Origin of the sequence: Kordia jejudonensis, assembly GCF_001005315.1 — a bacterium.
Classification (GTDB): domain Bacteria; phylum Bacteroidota; class Bacteroidia; order Flavobacteriales; family Flavobacteriaceae; genus Kordia; species Kordia jejudonensis.
The window spans coordinates 1-25,500 of record NZ_LBMG01000014.1 but is presented as its reverse complement, the minus strand read 5'-3'; the positions used below and the strand labels follow the sequence as shown (position 1 = coordinate 25,500).

Sequence of the window (25,500 nt, the reverse complement as noted above, 5' to 3'; positions counted from 1 at the left end):
TTTGGGAGTTATACATGTTAAATGCTATATTTTAAATTGTTTTTGTAGAACTCATATTTTTAATTATTTATACAAATCATTGATGTAGTTTTTTCTACCATCAATTCTTTCTAAAGAAATATCTATCAAACTTTTATCATTTATTTCGCCTGTTAACCCTTTTGAATTCAATGTGCCATTGAGTGTTTGTAAGCCAAATTTTGTAGTGCTTTCAAAACCAAGTTTAATATTTCCTTTTTCTACCAAATACGCTCCCATGTACAGTGTATCATCAACAGATAGAACAATTTGATTGTTATTTTCTACAAACAGCATAGGAAGTTTGCCAAGTTTCCCTATTTTGGGCGTAAAAGTAGAATCGTTTAATTGAATTTGTTTTATTTCATAAGCACCAATAACGTTCGGGTCGCCTATGTAAAAAGATTTGATGTATAATGAAAAAGAAAAATAACCTACAGACAAAACCAAAAGAAATACAACAGGAAATATTTTAGCGAATTTACGCGTTGGTTTTATCGATGTATTATCTAATTTACCACCTAGTTTGATAAAAAATTGATATAAATCTTTTCTATAACCAATCAATAAGATCAACGTTATTATAAAATCTACGATAATGTGTGAAGTTGCAAAAATAATTTCGAACTCAATATTTAAGACTAAAATATTTAAACAAACACCTAAGGAAATTAGTAATGCTATGAGTCGGGTTCTTTTAAATAAAACAAGCGTTCCAATTAAAAACTCAGATATTCCAATAAAAATATTGTAATTTTCTGACCTTCCAAAAAATGACCACATATGCTGATATTTAGACATTTCCGCTAGATATATGTAGGAGCTGTAATTAGGAATTCTAAATTGCATGAAAAGGATTTTTGGAATCGCAAAACATATCATTTTTACAGACAAATAGTAGATTAGTAAGTATTTAAGGACATTTAGAATGTTTTTTAGCATAATCTTTTCTAATTTGAGGATTAAAGTTTTGGTTTGGTCTGAAAAGAAGACGAACCAAATTTTGTATTGTTACAGTAAAAATTTATATTGATGGAATTCGTACATAAATTACAAGAAACTTTTAAAGCCAATGCCAATGTTGACAACCAACAACAGATGGAAGCATATATGCGGAATTTGTTTGTGTTTCATGGAATTAAAGCGCCAGTTCGAAAGCAATTGACCAAAGAATTAGTTGCTGCATATAAGCCGTTTCTTCAAGAACACATTCGGGAAGTTGTGACACAATTGTACAATTTACCTCAACGTGAATATCATTATACCGCGATGGAATTGTATCAAAAGTTTTTAAATAAGAAGTATGATTTGAAAGACGGACGTTTTTTCACAGGTTTGATTACGACACATTCTTGGTGGGATACTGTTGATTTTTTAGCGAAACACGTTTTTGGAAAATATTTGCTGCAATTTCCTGAACAGAAACGAAAAATGCTGGATTTTTATTCGGAAAGTGAGAACATGTGGTTGAATCGATCTGCGATTTTGTATCAATTGAGTTATAAAAACGAAACTGACGAAGCCGAATTATTCAAACAATGTACGTTGCATAAAGATTCAGACGAATTTTTCATTCAGAAAGCGATTGGTTGGGCATTGCGAGAATATGGAAAAGTACAGCCTGAAGCCGTTTTACACTTTGTAAAATCTACACAATTGAAAGAATTGAGCAAGCGTGAAGCGATTCGGAGATTGATTTGAGGTGTTGGGTTTTGGTCTTGGGTTTTTGGGTGTTTTTAAAATTTGTGCCAAACGGAGATTTTTAAACACAAAAAAGACTAACATTTCTGCTAGCCTTTTTAATACTCAACTAAAGTACACTAATACTCACACCTAAATTTTTATAATTTTTTCTGTACTCACACCGTTTTCAGTACTTATTTTGATAAAATAGATTCCACGAGCTTGGTTCGCCATATCAACATTTACTTGTTTTGCATTGAAATTTTCTTGTTGTATGATTCGTCCTTGTAGATCATAGAGTTCAATACTTTTGATAAGATTGTTTGCCGTAATATAGAGGTTATCTTTTGTTGGATTTGGATACATTTCGATACTGCTATCTACGCCAAATTCTGGATTGCTAAGCGTTGCAAACGTTGTTTCTGCATTGTTGGTTTCGATTGGGAAATTGTAATCAAAGAAAATATTTGCTGTTATTTCCACAAAATCTTGTGGTTGTAAACTTAATTGTGTTGGAATTTTTAGTAAAATATTTCCATGTCCACCAGATTCAAGAAATATTGACTGGAAAATGATTTTTACAATGTTTCCAGTAATCGAAACCTCAACATTGTGAGAACTACTTAGCAGATATAAAGCATTTAGATCGTATTGCGTAGGATCGATTTCTATTTCTATCACTATGTTTTCAGCAATTAGGTTTCCAGTATTTTCAAAGTTGACTACATAGTGTAAAAAGTTTCCTATTTCACTTGGAGCAACTACATCGCCTTCTATACATATAATATTGTTCGGATCAAACGCATCTATTACCGTTTGATTGAAGTTAAATACGTTATCATTTGGCAAATCATCTCCAACAATTGGACTTACCGTTGCTGTAAAGTTGAGTGCATCGCCAATATTCACGGCTGGCGTATCAGTTGAAGCATTTACGCTTAGTGTCACATAGATACTTCTACTTTCAAAAGGCATTAAATTTGTATAATCCCATGTTAATTGTCCAACTGTTTGTGATGTTGTCGTTTGTGAACTTGTTACCAAGTCTAAAACGGTATCATCATATTGAAAACTTAGGTTTCCAGATAGTGTTTGATTTCCTTTGTTTTTATAGGTTATTATGTACTGCGCATCAAATCCTGGACGTGCTGGAAATATTGGTGCAATCACGATTTCCACATCATTATGGATGCCATTTGCCGTAATACAGAAATCTTCTGTATGCATGTTATTATTGTTGTCAGGAAAATTGATCGTTGCAGTATTTGGCGTCACATTGAAAAATGAAGGATTTTCTAACGAAGGTGTAATTGTAAAGTCGCCTTCTTGTGTGTAAAACCTATACTCGCCATCGGTATTTGTGTAGGTGGCTCCTGTGTCTGTTCCATCATCTATATTGATTCTCACAAACGGAAAATTAGCATCATTTGCATCGCAACCATTAGTATCACTATCAAAAGTAATGTCTCCTGAAATGGTGTTGTAATCGCCTCCAGGTGTAAAGGAACAGTATTCCGTAATTACAGGACTTGAAGGTAGATTCATATAAGTTGTCCATAAACCGTAATTGGGATTATCAACACATATGGCTTGAAGATTATCTAATCCAGCATTGTCGTTAAGCGAATACACAACTAAAGCTTGATTTATACCATTTTTAGCATTGATATACGTTAATTGAGGATTGTATCTTACATCAAAAAAACTCAAACGATTATTGCTTAGATCGATGGAAGTAAGATTATTATTGTTGATATAAAGTACCGCAAGTCTGCCATTATTACTTAAATCTATACTTGATAATTGTGTGTTATTAGCTACCAAATCTCCAAGTTGTGTATTATTAGATACATCTAATTGTTGTAGCTGCAAATTTTCACAATTTAAATATTCTAAATTTAGATTGTTTGATACATCTACAGCAGTCATTTGGGTATCAGAACACGTTAGCCGTTCAAGTAATGAATTGCCACTTACGTCTAATGATGCTATTTGTGTATTGCTACAATCTAAATAAGTTAAGTTTATATTAGTCGCCAAATCAAGTGTAGTAATGGAGCTATTGCTACAAGTTAATCGAGTCAAATTGGTATTTGCATTCAGGTCTATAGCATTTATTAAATTATCTCCAAAATCAAGTTCTTTCAAGTTTATATTTTGTGAAATATTTAAATTAACTAGTTGATTTTCCGAGCAAATAAGGTTTTCCAGATTGGGAATATTACTGATATCTAACTGCTGAAGTTGATTTGATTTACAGTTCAATTCGACCAAATTAGTTTGATTCCCTAAAATTATATTTGTTAGTTGCGGATTATTTGTACAATAAACTGCTGTTAAACCTACGTACACACTCAAATCTATTGTTGAAAGTAGTTGATTTGAGTTACAATCGAATCTACGTAAATTAGCATTGCTGCCGAACGTAAAATTTAGCAGTTGCGCATTATTTTCAAAGCGAATCTCTTCTAAAGCAACGATTGAACTTAAATCAATAGACGAAACTAATGTGTATGATATTCTAATTGATTTTAAGTTTATGAAGTTTTCAATACCTGTTAAATCTGAAATTGATGATCCGCCGCCAGTTATAACCAAATGTTCTACGGCTTCAGCTTCACTAATGTCTATTTCTCCATCATTATTGATATCAACGTTTGTGGTTGCTGAAGTTTCATAACTAGAAGCTACACAATTGGTATATGCAAGTGTGACTTTAAAACTAAAATCAGGAAAGTTTATGATTTGTGCATTGGTTAGTGAACTTATGAATAAGAAAAAGAATAGCATTTTTTGTTTCATGATATATTCGGTTTACACATATAAATTTAATGTATCAACTTCAGTTTTTTATGGGTAAATTAGAATTTAGCTAGTTTGACTTAGAATTTGAAAAGTTTCAATGTGATTATCACTTAAAAGCTAAAAAAGATCAATTCGATAAATTGATCTTTTTAACTTTTCCCGCGAGAAGTAGTTGTTACATTTTGACAATTTTTTGAGTTGAACTTCCTTTTACTGTTTTTATTTTCACAAAATACACGCCTACTGCTTTTTCTGAAATGTTTACGTTTATATTGTTCGCGTGATAATATTCCTGAGACAATAATCGTCCTTGTAGATCATAGATTTCTATACTTTTGATAAGATTGTTTGCCGTAATATAGATGTTATCTTTTGTTGGATTTGGATACATTTTGATACTGCTATCTACGTCAAATTCTGGATTGCTAAGCGTTGCAAACGTTGTTTCTGCATTGTTGGTTTCGATTGGGAAATTGTAATCAAAGAATATATCTGCAGTTTTAGATACAAAATCTTGTGGTTGTAAACTTAATTGTGTTGGAATTTTTAATAATATATTTCCGTGTCCGCCAGACGCTAAAAATATAGATTGAAAGATGATTTTTACAATATTCCCCGCAATGGAAACTTGCGCATTATGTGAACTACTTAATAGATATAGTTCATTGATATCATATTGCATTGGATCAATTTCTATTTCAATGACTACATTTTCTGCGGGTGCATTTCCCGTGTTTTCAAAATTAACAACGTAGTGTAAAAAGCTCCCTATTTCACTTGGATCAACTACATCGCCTTCAACACATATGATATTATTGGGATCGTAGGCTCCAATAACTGTTTCGGTATATGTAAAATTATTATCATTTGGTAAATCGTCACCAGCAATTGGAGTTACAGTAGCTGTAAAAACGAGTTGGTCATCTATATTAACGGCTGGCGTATCAGTTGGAGCATTCACGCTAAGTGTCACATAGATACTTCTGCTTTCAAAAGGCATTAAATTTGTATAATCCCATGTTAATTGTCCAACTGTTTGTGATGTTGTCGTTTGTGAACTTGTTACCAAGTCTAAAACAGTATCATCATACTGAAAACTTAAATTTCCTGAGAGTGTTTGATTTCCTTTGTTTTTATAGGTTAGCAAATATTGTGCATCAAATCCAGGACGTGCTGGGAAAATTGGTGCAATTACAATTTCTACATCATTATGAATACCATTTGCAGTGATACAAAAATCTTCTATTTGAATATTATTGTTGTTATTTGGAAAGTTAATCGTTGCATCAATTGGTGTTACAGTAAAAAATGAAGGATTTTCAAGTGATGGTGTTATGGTAAAGTTTCCATCTTGTGTGTAAAACGTATATTCTCCATCGGTATTCGTGTAGGTAGCTCCTGTGTCTGTTCCATCATCTATATTGATTCGTACAAACGGAAAATTAGCATCATTTGCATCGCAACCATTAGTATCATTATCAAAAGTGATATTTCCTGTAATGGTGTTGTAATCGCCTCCTGGCGTAAAAGAACAGTATTCAGTAATTACAGGATTTGAAGGTGAATTAGCATACGTTGTCCACAAATTAGAGTTTATATCATCAACACATATAGCTTGAAGATTATCAAATCCAGGGCTTAAAGTAAGACTAACTTGAGTCATATCAATATTATTACCATTCTTTGCATTAATAAAAGTCAATTGAGGATTATTGGTTACTTCAAATAAATCTATATTTGGATTATTACTTAAATCAAGAGATACAAGGTTATTAGTGTCTAAAAACAAATCTACAAGCGCTACATTCTGACTTAAATCTAAACTAGATATTTGATTATTTCTAGCGTTCAAGTAATCTAACAAAGTATTATTGGTCACATCTAATTGTGTAAGCTGAAGGTTCTCAACGTCTAAATTATTTAAATTTGGATTGTTTGACAGATCTAAGGAACTGATTTGACTGTTAGCACAGAACAAATTTTCTAATAATGGGACTTGAGCTAAATTTACTGATGGTATTTGTGTATTAGAAAATAATAATGTTTTTAAGTTTACATTATTACTGAGGTCAAGCGTTGTAATTGAACTACTACTACAAGAAAAATAAACTAAATTGGTGTTGGCACTTAAATCAATAGAAGTAAGCAGCGTATTTAAACTAACAAGTTCTAATCTTCTAAGATTTACATTCGTACTTAAATCGATATTATCTATCAAATTATTTCCAAAATCAAGAATACTTAGATTCGTGTTCAACGAAACATCTAAAGTTGTTAGTTGATTTCCCCTGCAAATAAAAGTTTCTAGATTAGAGTTATTACTAACATCTAAGTTCAGTAATTGATTTGATTTGCAATTCAATTCAACTAAATTTAAGTTATTCCCTAATGTTAAAGCAGTAAGCTGAGAATTGCCTACACAATAAATCTCTGTTAGGTTTAAATTTGAACTTAAATCAATTGATGTAATCGGATTATTAGTAAAACTAATTGACAATAAATTTGTAAAGTTTTCAATCCCTGACAAATCTATTATTCCTCCTCCATTAATTCTTAAATGTCGTACGGATTGTGCTTCACTTAAATCTATCTCACCATCGTTATTAGTATCAGCATCAATGGCGCTTGGAAAGTCATACTCAAATGCAACACAAGTAGTACTAGTTAGCGCGTTCTTAAAGTTAGCATCAGGAAAATTTATAATTTGTGCACTTGCCAGCGAACAGATTAGAAAGGAAAAGAGGAATAGTATATGTTTCATGATTAATTCGGTTTTATACGTATAAATTTAATGCAACAGCTTCAATATTTTAATGGTAAATTAGAATTTAGCTAGTTTGAATTAGAATTCGATTAGATGGTGTTTAGTATTTCTTTTAAACGTTCTTTTTTACGTTGCGATATTGGCAAGTTCGAACCATCTTGCATGACTACATAACCGCCATCACTTCGTATGTATGCTTTTAGGTACGCAATGTTGATTAGGTGACTTTGATGAATCCGTTCAAAACCGTGCTCACTTAACAACTCATCGTATTCTTTGAGTGTTTTTGAGATTAATACAGGTGGTTGATCTTTGATGTGAAATTTGGTATAATTATCTTGACTTTCGCAGCGAATAATGTTTCCTATTTCATACAAATGAATTCCATCCGAAGTAGACAATGCAATTCGTTTGAACGTATCAACTTTTTTGCTAATATTTTCTAGCAATAAGTCAATGTTTGAAAAGCTCTGTTTACTTTCTAAGTTGTTTTTTATTTTTGTGATGACTTCTTGTAATTCGTCAGGATCTACGGGTTTTAGTAAAAAATCTAACGCTGAGAAACGAAACGCTTTGATGGCATATTTTTCATGAGCCGTAATAAATACGACATTGGCATTTACTTTTCCTTCGGTTTTAGAAATGTGCTCTAAAATATCGAAACCTGTGCCGTCAGTAAGTTGAATGTCAAGAAAAACAACTTGCGGATTTTTGATCAGCATTTCTGCAACACCACTTTTTACACTATCAGCTTCTCCAATGATATGAATTTCTTGCGCATAAAGCTTTAGTAATCCTTTCATTCCATTCCGCAAATTGATATCGTCGTCTATTATTATTGCTGTTATCATCTTAATCTATGTATTGAATTGGTAGTGTTATGACAACTTTGGTTCCCAAACTATTTCCCTGATTGTCATTAATTTGATTACTTATCATGTTCGCTTTACGATTGGAAACTTTGGTCATCATTTTTAATCGTTTTTTTATAATATCTAGTGCCATTGATTTGTGAATTTGCACAGAGTTTTCTTTGGATTGAATTGATTTTTCGATTCCTATTCCATTATCAATTACTTCACAAACAATTGCATTATCTTCTACCAGAAAATTGACCGTAATATTCCCTGATTCCTTTTTGACAATAATTCCATGCATGATGGCATTTTCTATCAGTGGTTGAATGAGCAAAGGAGGAATTCCCATATCGTCTTCTATGGCATCACTTTTTGTAATTGTATAGGTAAACGCATTGTTGAAGCGCAATTTTTCCAGCTCTAAATAGTTTTGCAAACTTTCAATTTCTTTTTCAATAGGAATGAGCGATTCTTTTGAATATTCTAGCGTTAAGCGCATTAATTTTGAAAATTTTGCCAAGTATTTTATCGCATGATCTGTTCCGTTGTTAATGATAAATCCAGAAATGGCACCCAAACAGTTAAAGATAAAATGCGGATTCATTTGCAAATGCAGTGCTTTTTGTTCGTATTCGCTCAGTTCTTTTTCTAAGGTTAGTCGCTTTTTCAATTCAACACGTTTGTAATATACAAAAGCTAATCCCAACAATAACAATACGCTTAGGCCAATTAGTATGTATTTTACTCTCGTTTGTTTTGCTTCTTCAGCTTTTACAAATGCTTCATGTTCGCGTTGCAGTCTGGCTATATTTGCCGCTTTTTTATATTCAAAATTCATTTCTGCTTCTAGCCCTTTTCGAATATTTTTTTCATTGGTTAACGAATCATTTAACTGCCAAAATAGTTTTCCATATGTATAAGCTTGCGTAAAATTGTTTTTAGCTTCATAGACTTCACTCAATATTTTTGAGGCATTGCGCATTTGTTCTAATACATTTGTTTCTTTGCTAAGTTGCAAAGCTTTGTCGGCATTTGTTATTGCTTGCTGATATTGTTTTTGCTCTAGGTATAATTCTCCCAAATAAATGTAGGTATCTACAATGCCAAATTTATCATTGATACTGTTAAACGCTGTAATAGCTTTGTTCCAGTATTGCACTGCTTTTTCATCGTTTGCTATTTCTTTATAATATGCGCCAATACTGTTATTCCACTCGCCCAACGCTCTCGGATTGCTTTGAACATATTTTTCAGCTTCTTGGAAAGCTAACAAGGCTTTTTCATAGTTTTGTAAGCTTCTGTAACAGTTTGCAGTATTGGTTAGAGTAATCCCTACATTGTCACTGTTTAGTTGTAGTTGTGTTTGTTTTGCTTTTTGAAAGTATTCCAACGCTTTGTCATATGTTTTTTGTGCTTGATACGCAACACCAACATTGTTATAGAGTCTTGAAAGCATGTTGATATCTTTCAGTTCTTCGTAGATGACAATTGATTTTGTATAATGTTCAAAAGCGCTTGCATAATTGCTCTGCTCAGAAGAAACAACACCTATACTTCCGTAAGCTCTTGCTAAGTTTTTTTTGACTTCTATCGAATTGTTTTCAGCTAGTTGAAGTTCAAATATATTTTTTGCATTAGTAAAATACATGACTGATGTGTCATAATTGCCCAAAATGATATTTCCATTGCCCAAATTGAGATAAGCTTTTCCTTCTTCTGCTGGTATTTGTAGCTTTTTTGCCAATTGAAGCGCTTTATCGGCGTAGTGAATTACTTGTTGCCCATTCGATGTTTTAAATGCATTCGAAACATCATTTAGTAACGTTAGTTTTTCCTTTTCATCTTTTGTATTGGCAATTACTTGTAGCAAACTATCGGTTACTTTGTTTTGCGAAACAACTTGTGTCAACACACATAAAACGGCAACTATGAATATTTTTATTTTCAAAATGAGTTGATTTGATATCCAAATATACTATTTAGATTACGTAAATACTTCGTTAATTAGAATTTGAGGGATTTGACTTAGAATTTGAAAAATTAGAAGCAAAACAGTCCCAAAAACAGAAAAGACCAACGCAACGGTTGATCTTTTTTGACAATTGTTGAACCAAATAAAAGGTTACATTTTAATAATTTTCTGAGTTTGCACTCCTTTTTCAGTTTTTATCTTCAAGAAATAAACACCTACCGTTTCAGTAGACATGTTAAAATGTATCGTGTTGGAATTGTAGTTTTCTTGTGTTAAGATTCTTCCTTGTATATCATACAACTCTATGCTTTTAATCTGTTTGTTTGCAGAAATATATACGGCATCTTTTGTTGGATTTGGATAGATCTGTATCGCAGCTTGAAAACGAACTGCTTCCGTACTCAAAGTAAAAGCCGTTGTTTCCGTATTGGTTTGAATCGGGAAATTGTAATCGAAGAATATATTGGCTTCATTGCTTACAACATCGTCTTCAACAAGCGTATTTTGCGAGCGCATTTTTAAGAGAATGTTTCCTTGTCCTCCAGCATCCAATAGAATGTCTTGAAAAATAAAGCGTACTTCATTTCCTGTAATGCTAACATTGGCATCGTGTGAACTACTTAGCATTCGCATTGTTGCTATGTTAAATTGTGTAGGATCAACTTGCATTTCAACGACTATATTTTGAGCAAAGAAGTTTCCTGTATTTTCAAAGTTGATGATATAGTGCAAATATTCTCCAATTTCGTTTGGATCTACAAAATTTCCTTCCACGCAAGTGATATCATTTGGATCATACGAACCTACAACTGTTTGTGTATATGTAAACTGATTGTCATTTGGAAAAATATCTCCCGTGATAGGATTTATTGTTGCTGTAAATACCAATTGATCGCCAATATTTACTGGTTGCGTTGCCGTTGGTGGATTTACATTTAAGACTACATAAAAGTTTCTACTTTCAAAAGGAACTAAATTAGTGTAGTTCCAATTGACTACACCAGCTGTTTGCGAACTTGGCATTTCTGTAGCACTGACAAAACTTGTAATTGTATCGTCATAGGTAAAACTGATATCGCCAGAAACAATTTCGTTTCCTTTGTTTTTATAGGTAATTAAGTATACAGCATCAAAACCAGGACGTGCAAAATCTACAGGAGCGATGACAATTTCTATATCTGGATTTGTTCCGCTATTTGTGATACAAAAATCTTGTGTAAATACACTATTGTTTATCGTTGAGAAATTTGTCGTAGCATTTGCAGGCGTTATTGTAAAAAATGTTGGATTTTCTAGATTTGGTGTTATCGTGAAATTTCCTGTAGTTGTTATGTATGAATAGTCGCCAGCAGTGTCTGTAAATCTTGTTCTTGTGTTTGATCCATCATCAATGATAACACTCGTAAAAGGAAAAACAACATCATCAACTCCATTACAGCCGTCTGCATTTACATCATAGGAAATATTTCCTGCAATTGTATTATAGTTTGTATCGTACGGATCAGAACCTAAAACAACTTCTAAGGCATTATTGATGTCATCGTTATCACAATTGGCGGTTTGCCATACTGAATTGTCAGCGTCATATCCTGTGTAACCAATATTCTGGACAGGATCGCACGGATTGTTGTAATCGGTTCCAAGTAGCGTTTCTTGACCATTAGATATTCCGTCGCCATCAATATCTTCAACAGCTTCTCCAACGCAATTGCAGTTTTCATCTATAAAATCGGATAGTGTTGCAGGATTTCCGTCATCACAAGGAGCGCCAACAGTTCCGCTTCCACAACTTCCATCGTCATTGATCGTAATTGTTGCTGTGTCTGAACTATTTATGGTATTTCCTGATATAACGATTCCTTGTACTGTAAATGTTTCTGGAGCTTCAAAAACATCATCATCCGTAAGTGAAATGGTTATATTGGTAGTACTTTGTAACGCAGGAATCGTTACCGTAGTCATTACCGAAGTATAATCGTCCGAATCCGTTGCTGTATCGTTTGTGGTTGTAATGTTTATTGTGGTATCTACAACACTTTGTGCACTAATAGTAATTGGAATCATAATAGTTCCATCATTTTCTAAAACTGTAATGTCATCAATTATCAATTCTACATCGTCATTATCTATAATCGTGATCGTTGCAGAATCTGAAGAGTTGGATGTATTTCCACTGGTAACTGTAGCATTTACAGAAAAATCTTCTGTAGCTTCTCCTATGTTGTCGTCTGTAATAGGAATTGAAAAAGTTGTTGTCGTTTGAAAAGGAGCAAGTGTTGTTGTAATTGATAAAGAAGTGTAATCATTTGGATGAACAGCAGAGTTATCAACAGTATTTATTTGTATCGTTGTTTCTACAGGATTAGGATTTGAGACACCGACAGTAACAATAGCAGATCCGTCATCTTCAGCAATCGTCACATCATTCACAAAAAATGTAGAAGTATCATCATCAATGATGGTAATAGTTCCTGATTCATAAGTATTAGCCGTATTTCCACTAGTTGCAGTTACATTGACACTAAAATCTTCGGTAACTTCAACAGCTGTGTCTGAAACAATTGGAATTGAATAAGAAAAGCTTGTGAGTCCAGCAGACAGAACGATTCCTGTATCGTTGACAGCGGTGTAATCAACTGGACTTACAGCAGTATTATTTATAGTCATTATATCAAAAAATGTATCTTGACTACTTGGATTCGATAAGGAAATTTGTATTGACGCTGCTCCATCTAATTCTTGTACTGTTTGATCTTGCACATTAAAAAAGGGAGTATCATTTGCTCCAATAGTTACAATTCCTGAAGGATTTGTATTTGTAGTATTTCCACTAGTAACGGTACCATTTACAAAGAAATTTTCTGTAGGTTCTCCGATAGAATCATCCGTAATTGGAACTGAAAATGATACACCTAATTGTCCTGCTGGAATGGTTGCCGTAAATATTGTCGTTGTATAATCATCTGGATCTGTTGCTGTATTTGCAACTGTAGCAATGCTTATTACAGTATCAACGGTATCAACTACATCAAGTTCTACAGAAATAAATGCCGAACCTTGATCCTCAGTAACTGTTACGTTGTCAATGGATACAACTGGCATATATTTGGTTGTTGTTTTTTTCTTTGAAGAAAGATCTGTTCGTTTATTCGCATGACTTAACGAAAAAACAAACAATAGGAAACATCCTAGTAATTTTATTTTCATGGTTTTAATGTTATTTCGGTGTAATTAGACAGTAAATATAAACAGAAATTACTTTTTTAAATATAGAAAATAAAGAGTTTTACTAAAATGCATTCGGAATTTATAAAAAGGATAGTAAGGTATTCTTACAAGTACACATTGGTTACCAATTGTGATACGGTAGCATGATCGCTTCCGCCAGCTGGTTCAATAGTAATGTTAAGCGAAGTAGCTTCGTCAATATATTGTAGAACAACCACATCTTTGCTTTTGTCGATGATTCCCATATTGATCATTTCGCCTTCTACATCTGCCCACATTTGATAGGTTTTGTCGGAAGACAACTCAGGAAGCTTTTCTACATTTACGATAGCAGATTTATCTTCATGATTTATGTAAGCTGTAGCAAATCCGTTAGGAATTTTATCATTTCCTTTTAACGCGTATTGTAGTGTATTTGGATCTTTTACTACGGCTGCTAATAGTTCAGCTTCTTTTAAGTTTCCTTGCAAGCTGTCTATTTGATCTTTTATGGTTTGTAATTCTTGTTGTGTAATTTGCAAATCGTTCTGAGTAGTGTTCCATTGCGTGAACATCCACAAGGAACTTATCATAAAAATTGCAGCCAATCCTGCAGCAATCCACAAAAATGTTTGTGTAGTTCCACGCGAAGATTGTTGAGTTATCTCTTTAGGAAGTGTTTTCACTTTAGAATCTTGTTGTGTAGTTTGTTGAATGGCTTTCAATAAATTCTCTTTGACCAAACTTGGCGGTTGCACAGCATTTTCAAAGGCAATAGTTTCAAAATCTTGTTCTACAGTAGCAAATTGCGTTACGAACTCTTCATCATTTGCTAACATTTTTTCAAGCATAGCCGTATCCTTTTCAGGTAAAATACCTAAAAAGTACTGTTCTAGCATTCCGCTTTCTATGATCGCATTTCTATCTTTCATGTCAATAATTCAATAAGACAAATCAACAATAATAATTCTTTCGCATACACCAAGCGCAATTTTTCAACCGCTTGTCGCACATATGATTTAAAAGTTCCTAAAGGAACGCCCATTTCTTCATGTGCTTCTTTGTGCGTAAGTCCGTTAAAATATACTAATTGTAGGGCTTTTTGATGATGTACCTCTAATTTGGAAAGTGCGCCTTTTAATTCTATATGCAATTCGCTATCGTATGCTACACTTTCTTCTTCATCTTTATATACACTTAAATCTTCTGTTTGGATGAGTTTATCATCTTTTCTTAAAAAATTTAATGTGGTATTTCGAGCAATTCTATACAACCAAGTATAAAATTTTCCTTTAGATGCATCATATAAGTGCGATTTATCCCAAGCCTTCATAAAAGTTTCTTGCAAAATTTCTTGTGCAACTACCTCATTTCTACACATGCGTATGATGACTCCATAAATAGCTCCCGAATATTTGTCGTATAGCTTTGACAAAGCGGCTTCGTCGCGATTTTTAAATCGATCAATAAATAAGGTTTCGTTGTTCACTTGAAAAATAAATCTTCTCAAAATTAAAAAAAAAATCGACCTAACTCATCCAAACGCTAAAAACTTGTGTATATAATTTTGAAAGCGTTTAAGAATTCACAAAAAAAGTTAAACGTTAAATAAAAAATCTAAAAACTATAAAGAAAAAAATTATGAAAAAATTATTCTTAACAATCACAACTGCAGTCGTTTTATTATTTACAGTAAACATGAATGCACAAAACCAAGACATTGTAGATGTTGCTGCTTCAAATAAAAGTTTTTCAACATTAGTAACGGCTGTAAAAGCTGCCGGATTAGTAGATGCATTAAAAGGAGAAGGACCATTTACAGTTTTTGCTCCAACAAATGCAGCATTTGCTAAAATTGACAAAAATACGTTAGGAGCTTTATTGAAGCCTGAAAACAAATCAAAACTAACAAGCATATTAACATACCACGTTATCAAGGGAAAATTAACTGCAAAAGATGTAGTTGCTGCTTTGAAAAAAGGAAAAGGAAAAGTGACACTAACAACGCTTAGTGGAGAAAAAATTACAGTTGTACAAAACGACAAAGGAATTTGGTTGCAAGATGCTAACGGTAATTACAGCATGATATCTAGTACAGATGTGATGGCTAGTAATGGAGTAATCCACGTTATCGACAGTGTCGTGATGCCATAATTAGTGTTGGTTAGTTTTATGAAAGAAGGAACGGTTTTCAATGAAAATCGTTCCTTTTTTATTGTTTGAGAGTTGGGATTTTAAATTTTCGGCTGTTATGTGTTGCATCTCAACTGCGCTCGATGTGACAGATTGTGGAAAACTAATCAACAGGTTGACAAATTTTATAAACTCATAAACCAAAATTACTATTTCGAACGAGCACCCACAAATTGCTGCGACTTGTTCTTAAACAATACATTAAACGTGGTTAAACTTCCATACATACGTGTAATATACTGTTGCAAATCTATCTTTTCTTGTTCGTCCAAATTACTCGAATTAATCTTTTGTTCCATCACGCGAATCCGATCACGCACCATTACAATTTTATGAAAAAAGCCGTCAATAGGCATTTCTTTGCCTTTTAAGTTGGTGTCGCCAGGTTCCAAAATCAGCGTTCCGCCTTTCCATTTGTCAGCAATAGGAACAATTTCAGATACATCTGACCACTTTTTTAGCAAATTTCGCAACACATTTTCTACTTCATAAAAACTGACACTATCCACTTCGTCTTCAACAGCTTCTATTACTTCAAAATCGCTATCAATATCAATCGTTTCCAGACCATTTTCAATAAAAGTTACCCAATAATGCTTTGAAGTTACATTGGTTACTACACCCAATCCGTATGTTGGATGCTTAATTCTTGAACTTATTCCTAAAATATTCATTCTTTTTTATAGTTATAAATTGTATACTATTATTAATTGACTCTATTATTTTGTAGATTTAAAACATGGAATACATTCACAATGTATACATCACATACAAATCATTGAGTAAAAATAAACATCCATTGCGAAATTTGACAATACATTCGATAAAAAATACAGCATTTTTTCTTTTGCTAAGTGTACTATGTTGTGCTTGCGTGAATAATCAAAAAAAGACTTCAACAACTACAAGTGAATTAATTGTACAAGAAGAAGTTGTGGAGGTAGAAAACTTGATACATCCTAAAGGAACAACGATTCAAGAACGTTTTATGACTCCTAAAGGTTTCACTAGAATTCCACTTGAAGCAACTCAGTTTGGTACATACTTACGGAAGCTTCCGCTAAAACCCTTCAACAGTTCTGTAAAATACTTTGACGGTAGTGAAAAGTACAATAACAACGTATATATTTCTGTGGTCGATATGGAAATTGGTACACGCGATTTACAACAATGTGCCGATGCAGTCATGCGTTTACGTGGCGAATATTTATTCTCGCAACAGCGATTAAACGATATTCATTTCAACTTTCTATCGGATGGAAAACCGCGCTATTTCAAAAACTACGCAAAAGGCGACCATTCATATAAAAAATTTCGAAAATACATGAATTATATCTTTGCCTATGCAAACACAGCTTCGTTGCGAAAAGAATTGGCAAAAGTTGACGACATCAAAAATATACAAGTCGGCGATGTATTTATTCAACAAGGAAATCCGTTTGGACATGCCGTCATTGTTGTAGATGTGGCAAAAAATGAACAAGGAGAAAAAATATTCATGATCGCTCAAAGTTACATGCCTGCGCAAGAAACACAAATCTTAGTCAACAGAAACAATACACAAATCAGTCCGTGGTATATCGCTAAATCAGGAACCATTTACACACCTGAATGGACGTTTGAAAGTACTGATTTACGTCGATTTAAAGAATAATTCATAAAAACTGCACCCAAAATCAATGAAAAAACTATTGAAAATCATAGGAAAAGGCATACTGGCTGTTTTTGTTATCCTACTATTGTTATTTGCATTTGTTTACTTTAAATATAACGAACCAATACCTGAAGGTGTTTCAGGAGCTGAAGCAGATGCATTAGCTACCGAAATGCTTGAAGCTGTACAACATGAAAAATATAAAAACACACGCTACCTCAGTTGGACATTTCCTGGCGGACATCACTATGTATGGGATAAAGATCAACACAAGGTGGATGTTTCTTGGAGCAATGTCAAAGTTAATTTACACTTAAAAGACACGCAATCAAGTACCGTAACTGTAGCTGGAACAAAAGTCGATTCTGAAAAAGCATCAACATACATTGAAACCGCACTTTCATACTTTAACAATGACTCTTTTTGGCTTGTAGCACCACACAAAGTCTTTGATGAAGGTGTACAAAGAAGTATTGTTTCTCTAGAAAATAACGAAAAAGGATTATTAGTAACCTACAAAAGTGGCGGTACTACACCTGGCGATTCATATCTATGGATTCTTGATGAAAATAAAAGACCAAAAGGTTACAAAATGTGGGTACGTATCATTCCCATTGGTGGATTATATGCTTCGTGGGAAAACTGGCAAACTACAGAAAGTGGCATTTCATTGCCTAACACGCACACTATCATATTTATGGACATTCCAATGAAAAATGTAAAAGCTTGGAACTAATTCACTAACAATCTGTTAAATTTTAACAGATTTTTCACAGATTTGTTACATCTTATATATTGTATTTTAAAAAAAGAATTAACTTTACCACACTTTTATTAAACTAAAATCAATCTTATAATTATGAGAAAGAATTACTTTTTTATATTACTATTACTTCCCTTAATTGGTTTTTCACAAGGGCGATCTCTTTGGTACCCAACGGATGAAACAAAAATTCAACAAGCTGAATTATTGGAAAGAAACTCTACACCAATAGCGTATGATCTATTTAATTTAGACTTAAATACACTAAAACAAGTATTGGCAGATGCTCCAGATAGAGAATTAAACATTCCTTCTGAAATTACAGTACAATTTCCTGTTGCAGATGGAAAAATGGAAACTTTTGAAGTATACAATGCTTCTGTATTAGAACGTGAATTTGCGGCAAATTATCCAGACATTCAATCATATGTCGCGGTGAGTAGAGAAAATTCAGGAACAATCATTCGTTTTTCTACAACAATCTTTGGATTTCATGCAACGGTTCATACCATTGGTAGAACCTTCTACATTGATCCAATGACGACAGACTTACGTACTTACGTTATGTATGCAAAAGACAACTTATATGCATATGATAGTTTGGCAGAACAAGCTAAATGTGAAGTAGATGATAGTGCAAACAGATTTGAACCAGATACAGCGTTCACACCTGAAAATGCAAACGATGGAACATTAAGAACCTTCCGTTTAGCATTGGCATGTACACAAGAATATGCTAACTATCACATCAACGCTGCTGGACAAGCTGCTGCAACTGACGCTGTAAAAAGAGCGACTGTTTTAGCTGCTATGAACGTATCAATGACAAGAGTGAATGCTGTTTTCGAAAGAGACATGTCATTAACAATGACGTTAGTAGACAATACAAGCATTATCTTCTTAGCTGAAAATGATGGTTATACGGATGACAATGCAAATGCATTAATAGTTGAAAACCAAGCTATCGTAGATGCTAACATTGGTACAGCAAACTACGATATTGGACACGTATTCACTACTGGTGGTGGTGGTTTGGCTTCTTTAGGAGGAATTTGTTTCAGTAATGCAAAAGCAAGAGGAGTTACAGGTTCACCAAATCCTGTAGGAGATCCTTTTGATATTGACTTCGTAGCACACGAAATGGGACACCAATTTGGAGCGCCACATACATTCAACGGAAGTCAAGGAAACTGCTCTGGAGGAAACAGAAGTGCTTCAACTGCGGTAGAACCTGGTAGTGGAACAACAATTATGGCATATGCTGGAATTTGTGGTTCAGACAACGTACAAAACAATAGTGACGATCACTTCCATGCAATTAGTATTGACAACATGTGGGCTAGAATTACAACAAACCCTGTATGTTCTACAAATACTGGAAACGGAAACACAGCACCAACTGTAAATGCTGGTACAGATTATACAATTCCTTATGGAACTGCTTTCACATTAACAGGAACTGCTACAGATCCTGATGGAACTACCTTATCATACTGCTGGGAACAAGTAGATGTTGGTGTTGTTGCAGGTGTACCAAACACTACAAGCACAACGGATCCACAATTTAGATCATACTCTCCTGTGACCACTGGAGATCGTACATTTCCACAATTAAGTGATATTCTAGACGGAAACTTAACTCCTGCTTGGGAAGTTATGCCAAACGTAGCTAGAAATATGAATTTTAGTCTAACTGTTAGAGATAATGGAACACCAAATGGTGGACAAACCAACAGAGATGACATGAGAGTTACCTTGGCAAATACTGGGCCATTTAGATTAACTTCTCAAACGACAACAAACGAAAGTTTCCCTTCTGGATCAGCAACAACAATAACTTGGGATGTTGCTGGAACAACAGCAAACGGAATCAACACTTCTAATGTAAATATTTTATTTTCTACAGATGGAGGATTGACATTCCCAACAACACTTGCTGCAAACACAGCAAACGACGGATCTGAGTCAATCACATTCCCAACTGTATTTGAGCCATATTGTAGAATTAAAATTGAAGCAGTTGGAAATATTTTCTTTGCAATTTCAAGTTCATTCTCAGTTGGAGCAACAGTAACAGATAATACTGTTTGTAACACGTATACAACAGGACCAATTTCAACAGCAATTCCTGATGGTGCAGGTCCTAACGCACAAGGAACTCCTGTATTTATTCCTGTAACAGTCACTGAAAGTAATCCTATAAGTGATATTAGAGTAAGAGCTGACGTAACGCACTCATACATTGGAGATTTAATTATGCAATTACAATCACCAAACGGTGGAGGATTCTCAAACATATGGTCTAGAAGCTGTAACTCTGCTCAGTTTGGAAACCTTGATGTAACGTTTAGAGACGGAGAACCAGCACTTATGTGTGCTTCTCCAACAGTTGGAACATACGCTCCAGCAAATCCTATGACTGGATTTACAGGAAATGATCCTTCTGGAGTTTGGAACTTAGTATTTGTAGATTTCTATAACGGAGACATGGGAACTGTAAACGAATGGTCTGTTGAGCTTTGTACTACTTCTACAACCATTGTATTAAGTAACGAAGAATTTGCTTTAGAAAACTTCTCTTTATATCCAAACCCAAACAAAGGAGAATTCTCTTTATCATTTAACTCTCAATCTGGACAAGATATTGATGTAGCCGTACACGATATCTCTGGAAGATTAGTTATGAATCAAAACTACAATGCTACAGCTACATTTAAAGAAAACATCTCTTTAAAAAATGTAAGCTCAGGTATGTATTTAATTACAGTAACTGATCAAGACAAAACAGTAACGAAGAAATTGATTGTTGAATAATCATATTTCATAAACATACTAAAAACTCCGAAACGTTTGTTTCGGAGTTTTTTTATATAGAAGTAATTTCAACTTTTCAATTAGAAATCAAAAGTTTAGAACACTTCATAAAATAACATGAATTCGATGTGAAAATTTAGTTTGATACTTTTCTTTTCCGAAGTATAGCAGGGATTTTCCGTTAAGAATTTTTGAAGCCTTGGAAAAAATTTAGGGAAATTCATGCGGTTTTAGTTTTTTTCAGAAAGAAAAACTAAAAATACCTCCGGAAAAGTTCCCTTTCTTTTGTTTCTTTTCTTTGGGAAAGCAAAGAAAATGAAAATAACAAACAGAAAATGTGATTTTTACTAAAGAGTTTCTAAACTAAATTATAAATATGAATTGAATTAATTATATTCTACTGACGTTAAAATTAGTTATTTCCAAAAAAGCACAATGCAAACCATATTCGAATATACCTATCAAATACTTATGGCAATCGCCAACAGTACGGGTTATACGTATAAAGAAATCAACATTATTATATGGTTTATCATCATTCCACTGTCGTGGATAGTACTCATTGACAAAATATACCAACAACGAAAACTGACCATCGTATTCGTGCTTTGCATCATTGCTTCACTCCTATTCATTCCCAATTTTACAAGCTTTTGTAATTGGCTCTTTCAAAAATCAGTAGATTTCTTAAACGCATTTAATAACTTTGGAAGTACTTATGTAGCTTCTTCTGTGATTGTTTGTGTATTGATTCCAATTGTGATTTATATAATTTTAATTTGGAAAGCGTTTTTTAGAAAACCGTTGTTGTCTGACAAAAAATAAAATTCTACATATTATTTCTTCATCATAAAAAACTCCAACTATCTTTCAATAAAAAATTAAACTATGAAACATCAAAAAATATCTAAAAATTCATTTGATGAATTTGAAAAAAGCGACAAACGTAGAATACAATTGCTTCCTTGGTGGATTAAGGTTTTCTGTTGGATTTTTATGTTATTTGGTTTTCTTGCGGCACTATCTCTCATAGGAATATTTATAGGCATCAATGCCAGTTTAGCCATTTATGGTTTTGAAACCAACGAGCCGTTTTCCGTAATTGGAATTTTCATAATTGCCATTGGAATTTTCAAAGGTTTTACCGCATATACACTTTGGTTTGAAAAAGATATTGCCATCAAAGTTGGAAAAATAGATGCCATCATTGGTATAATTGTGTGTATCATTTCAATGTGTGTCATTCCGTATTTGCAAGAAAATGTTGGCTTTACTTTCCGATTAGAGTTAGTACTTTTAATTCCTTATCTCATAAAACTAACTAAAATTGAAAAAGAGTGGAAAGCAATACAATGAAAAGTGCTTATATACATGGAACCATTCAAATGCTGGGATCGCTATTTTGGATTTGGCATTTTGGTAAACTATTGTATTTATACAATTGTTCAAATATTCTTTTCTTCTTCACGTATCCAACTTGGTGCTTATTTCTTTTTATTTTCTTAAGTATCGTTAGTTTCACTATTGGCGCATTAGTATGTATGCAAAAACTAAAAAGTAAACATGGATACTTGCTCATCCTAGCAATATTTATCATCGGAATTGCAATAAACACGTTAGTGACATTTTGATTAAAAAAGTCGATTACAAATAAGGTATCGCTATTTTGAAAACTTGTCTATGTATGATATATCAAAATATTTATAATAATTCTCATTAATAACAATTAAACTAGCTTTATAACTGATTCCAAAATTCGTACCTTTGCACTTTTGCGAAAAACTATGACGAATTACGAAGAAAATATAGAAGTTCAAGGTGCTAGAGTACACAACCTAAAAGATATCGATGTTACGATTCCTAGAGAAAAACTAGTCGTAATTACAGGACTTTCAGGAAGTGGAAAATCATCACTCGCTTTTGATACCATTTATGCAGAAGGACAACGAAGATATATAGAAACGTTTTCTGCGTATGCGCGACAATTCTTAGGCGGTTTAGAACGACCAGATGTAGACAAAATTGATGGGTTATCGCCCGTAATTGCTATCGAACAAAAAACGACGAGTAAAAGTCCACGTTCTACGGTAGGAACCATTACGGAAATCTACGATTTTCTTCGATTACTATTTGCTAGAGCTTCCGATGCGTACAGTTTCAATTCAGGCGAGAAAATGGTCAGTTACAGTGATGAGCAAATCAAAAACCTAATTCTAAACGATTTCAAAGGAAAACGTGTCAATGTGCTCGCTCCTATCATTCGTTCGCGTAAAGGACATTACCGTGAATTATTTGAAAACATTGCTAAACAAGGCTTTGTCAAAGTGCGTGTCGATGGCGTAATTCTCGATATTGAAAAAGGAATGCGACTCGATCGTTACAAAACACACGACATTGAAATTGTAATTGATCGTCTAAAAATTGAAGATGATGTTGATAACGACAAACGTCTCACAGAAACCATCAAAACTGCCATGTATCACGGCGATGATGTACTCATGGTTATTGATCAAGACGCACCAAAAGAAGCACGTTATTTCAGTCGGAACCTCATGTGTCCGTCTTCGGGAATTTCCTATCCAAATCCTGAACCAAACACGTTTTCATTCAACTCTCCAAAAGGAATGTGTCCCAACTGTAACGGATTGGGAACATTATATGAAGTCAACAGCGCAAAGGTAATTCCTGATGCGAAAGCAACGATAAAAGCTGGTGGAATTGCGCCTTTGGGCGATTATAAAAAGTCATGGATTTTCAAGCAATTAGAAATCATCGCAGAACGCTACGAATTTAAAATAAGCGATCCTATCAAAGACATTCCAAAAGAAGCGATGGACGTAATTCTTCACGGTGGAAACGAAAAATTCTCAGTAGTTAGCAAAACTTTAGGCGTTACACGCGATTATAAAATTGATTTTGAAGGAATCGTAAGTTTCATCAAAAGTCAGTACGAAGAAAGCGATTCTTCTTCCATCAAACGTTGGGCAAAAAACTATATGGACAAAGTCGATTGTTCCGAATGTGGAGGATCGCGCTTACGCAAAGAATCGTTATACTTCAAAGTACATAAAAAAAATATTGCCGAATTGGCAAACATGGATGTCGTAGAATTAGCGGCTTGGTTTGATGATTTAAAAAACAATCTTACCGAAAAACAACAAAAAATTGCCACAGAAGTTGTCAAAGAAATTTCAACCCGATTGCGCTTTTTATTAGATGTAGGTCTAAATTATCTTGCATTAAACAGAAGTTCAAAATCACTTTCGGGTGGCGAAGCACAACGTATTCGCTTGGCAACACAAATTGGTTCGCAATTGGTTGGTGTCTTATACATATTAGATGAACCAAGTATCGGTTTGCACCAACGCGACAATGAAAAACTAATCAATTCGCTTGAATCTTTACGCGACATTGGAAACTCTGTCATCGTCGTAGAACATGACAAAGACATGATTGAACGCGCCGATCACGTTATTGATATTGGTCCACATGCAGGACGACATGGTGGCGAAATCATTTCAGAAGGAACGCCAAAAGAATTACTCACACACGATACACTGACCGCTGCATACTTAAACGGAAACAAAGAAATTGCAGTTCCTAAAAAACGTAGAAAAGGAAACGGTAAAAAACTAATCCTAAAAGGTGCTACAGGAAACAATTTAAAAAATGTGTCTGTAGAATTTCCATTAGGGAAAATGATTGGCGTTACAGGAGTTTCAGGAAGTGGAAAATCGACCTTAGTCAATGAAACGCTCTACCCTATTCTAAACGCACATTTTTTCAATGCCGTAAAAGAGCCAATGCCGTACAAAAGCATCAAAGGTTTAGAGCATATTGACAAAGTAATCGATATCAATCAATCGCCAATTGGTCGTACACCACGATCGAATCCTGCGACGTATACGGGAGTTTTTAGCGAAATCCGTAGTCTTTATGCAAAAACGCCCGAAGCAATGATTCGCGGGTACAAACCTGGACGATTTAGCTTCAATGTAAAAGGCGGACGCTGTGAAACCTGTCAAGGTGGTGGATTGCGTGTGATAGAAATGAACTTCTTACCAGATGTCTATGTAGAATGTGAAACCTGCAACGGAAAACGTTTTAACCGTGAAACTTTAGAAATTCGCTACAAAGGGAAATCGATCTCAGATGTACTCAACATGACGATGAATGAAGCGGTTACGTTCTTTGAACACATTCCGAAAATCTACCGAAAACTCAAAACCATTAAAGATGTTGGTTTGGGTTACATTACACTTGGGCAACAAAGTACCACACTTTCTGGTGGTGAAGCACAACGTATCAAACTAGCAACTGAACTTTCTAAACGAGATACAGGAAATACGTTCTATATTTTAGACGAACCTACAACGGGACTGCATTTTGAAGACATTCGTGTCTTAATGGAAGTACTAAACAAACTCGTTGACAAAGGAAATACCATTGTCGTTATTGAGCACAATATGGACGTGATTAAAATGACAGATTACATCATTGATATTGGTTATGAAGGTGGAAAAGGTGGCGGACAAGTGGTCACAAAAGGAACTCCGGAAGAAGTTGCCAAACACAAAACGAGTCATACCGCACGTTTCTTGAAGAAGGAATTGGAATAATTGAATAAAAACACGTACTATGCTGTTCAATAAACAGTTCATCAAGCGTATTTAACAGTTCAGAAACTTAAATTTTCTATTTTTGTGATACAAGTGCAATTTTGCAAGTGTTAGTTAACCTGAGTTCGATGTAAAAAATTTAGTTCGATAC

Annotated in this window: 17 protein-coding genes; 8 read left to right on the top strand and 9 right to left on the bottom strand. The window is 33.9% G+C overall.

Annotated elements, in window-relative coordinates:
- Positions 1 to 63: 63 nt before the first annotated feature.
- Positions 64 to 867 carry a hypothetical protein gene (locus AA089_RS09650; protein ID WP_241479988.1) on the bottom strand — a complete coding sequence of 268 codons (804 nt, stop codon included), beginning with the start codon at positions 865 to 867 and terminating at the stop codon, positions 64 to 66.
- 183 nt (positions 868 to 1,050) lie between these two features.
- Here AA089_RS09650 and AA089_RS09645 point away from each other — a divergent pair, with 183 nt between their 5' ends.
- Positions 1,051 to 1,719, top strand: coding sequence for a DNA alkylation repair protein (locus tag AA089_RS09645; RefSeq protein ID WP_046756733.1), 669 nt, complete (start codon positions 1,051 to 1,053; stop codon positions 1,717 to 1,719).
- A gap of 132 nt (positions 1,720 to 1,851) precedes the next feature.
- Here AA089_RS09645 and AA089_RS09640 read toward each other — a convergent pair whose 3' ends face one another.
- From AA089_RS09640 to AA089_RS09610, 7 genes are all read right to left on the bottom strand, one after another.
- A complete protein-coding gene (locus tag AA089_RS09640; protein ID WP_053002309.1) occupies positions 1,852 to 4,503 on the bottom strand; it encodes a DUF7619 domain-containing protein in 2,652 nt (883 codons plus the stop codon).
- A 178-nt stretch (positions 4,504 to 4,681) separates the two neighbouring features.
- Positions 4,682 to 7,267, bottom strand: coding sequence for a DUF7619 domain-containing protein (locus AA089_RS09635; protein WP_046756732.1), 2,586 nt, complete (start codon positions 7,265 to 7,267; stop codon positions 4,682 to 4,684).
- Positions 7,268 to 7,359: 92 nt separating this feature from the next.
- On the bottom strand, positions 7,360 to 8,121 hold the full coding sequence (locus AA089_RS09630) for a LytR/AlgR family response regulator transcription factor (protein ID WP_046756731.1): 762 nt from the start codon (positions 8,119 to 8,121) through the stop codon (positions 7,360 to 7,362).
- A 1-nt stretch (position 8,122) separates the two neighbouring features.
- Entirely contained in the window at positions 8,123 to 10,075 is a 1,953-nt protein-coding gene (locus AA089_RS09625) for a tetratricopeptide repeat-containing sensor histidine kinase (RefSeq protein WP_156168962.1), read from the bottom strand.
- Positions 10,076 to 10,249: 174 nt separating this feature from the next.
- Positions 10,250 to 13,201 (bottom strand): DUF7619 domain-containing protein, encoded by a 2,952-nt coding sequence (locus AA089_RS23640; protein ID WP_162200431.1) that lies wholly within the window; start codon positions 13,199 to 13,201, stop codon positions 10,250 to 10,252.
- A 230-nt stretch (positions 13,202 to 13,431) separates the two neighbouring features.
- Complete coding sequence (locus AA089_RS09615) at positions 13,432 to 14,238, bottom strand: anti-sigma factor (protein ID WP_046756729.1); 807 nt, start codon at positions 14,236 to 14,238, stop codon at positions 13,432 to 13,434.
- Positions 14,235 to 14,816 carry an RNA polymerase sigma factor gene (locus AA089_RS09610; protein WP_241479987.1) on the bottom strand — a complete coding sequence of 194 codons (582 nt, stop codon included), beginning with the start codon at positions 14,814 to 14,816 and terminating at the stop codon, positions 14,235 to 14,237. The genes AA089_RS09615 and AA089_RS09610 overlap by 4 nt, the downstream gene beginning before the upstream one ends.
- 131 nt (positions 14,817 to 14,947) lie before the next feature.
- On the opposite strand from AA089_RS09610, the gene AA089_RS09605 reads away from it, so the two are divergent.
- Positions 14,948 to 15,460: a fasciclin domain-containing protein gene (locus AA089_RS09605; RefSeq protein WP_064972217.1), complete on the top strand. Its 513-nt coding sequence runs from the start codon at positions 14,948 to 14,950 to the stop codon at positions 15,458 to 15,460.
- A gap of 188 nt (positions 15,461 to 15,648) precedes the next feature.
- Here the strand turns inward: AA089_RS09605 and AA089_RS09600 are convergent, their stop codons facing one another.
- Positions 15,649 to 16,173: a hypothetical protein gene (locus AA089_RS09600; RefSeq protein WP_046756727.1), complete on the bottom strand. Its 525-nt coding sequence runs from the start codon at positions 16,171 to 16,173 to the stop codon at positions 15,649 to 15,651.
- 65 nt (positions 16,174 to 16,238) lie between these two features.
- Here AA089_RS09600 and AA089_RS09595 point away from each other — a divergent pair, with 65 nt between their 5' ends.
- The 6 genes from AA089_RS09595 (at position 16,239) to uvrA (ending at position 25,349) form a co-directional block, all read left to right on the top strand.
- Complete coding sequence (locus tag AA089_RS09595) at positions 16,239 to 17,153, top strand: DUF4846 domain-containing protein (RefSeq protein ID WP_241479986.1); 915 nt, start codon at positions 16,239 to 16,241, stop codon at positions 17,151 to 17,153.
- A 25-nt stretch (positions 17,154 to 17,178) separates the two neighbouring features.
- The gene (locus AA089_RS09590; RefSeq protein WP_046756726.1) at positions 17,179 to 17,889 is read left to right on the top strand and encodes a hypothetical protein; all 711 of its coding nucleotides are present in this window, start codon (positions 17,179 to 17,181) and stop codon (positions 17,887 to 17,889) included.
- Between the two features lie 123 nt (positions 17,890 to 18,012).
- A complete protein-coding gene (locus AA089_RS09585; protein ID WP_053002304.1) occupies positions 18,013 to 20,730 on the top strand; it encodes a zinc-dependent metalloprotease in 2,718 nt (905 codons plus the stop codon).
- 435 nt (positions 20,731 to 21,165) lie between these two features.
- The gene (locus tag AA089_RS09580) at positions 21,166 to 21,555 is read left to right on the top strand and encodes a hypothetical protein (protein ID WP_046756725.1); all 390 of its coding nucleotides are present in this window, start codon (positions 21,166 to 21,168) and stop codon (positions 21,553 to 21,555) included.
- 63 nt (positions 21,556 to 21,618) lie between these two features.
- On the top strand, positions 21,619 to 22,086 hold the full coding sequence (locus AA089_RS09575) for a hypothetical protein (RefSeq protein WP_046756724.1): 468 nt from the start codon (positions 21,619 to 21,621) through the stop codon (positions 22,084 to 22,086).
- Between the two features lie 428 nt (positions 22,087 to 22,514).
- A complete protein-coding gene (gene uvrA / locus AA089_RS09565) occupies positions 22,515 to 25,349 on the top strand; it encodes an excinuclease ABC subunit UvrA (RefSeq protein ID WP_046756722.1) in 2,835 nt (944 codons plus the stop codon).
- Positions 25,350 to 25,500 lie beyond the last annotated feature (151 nt).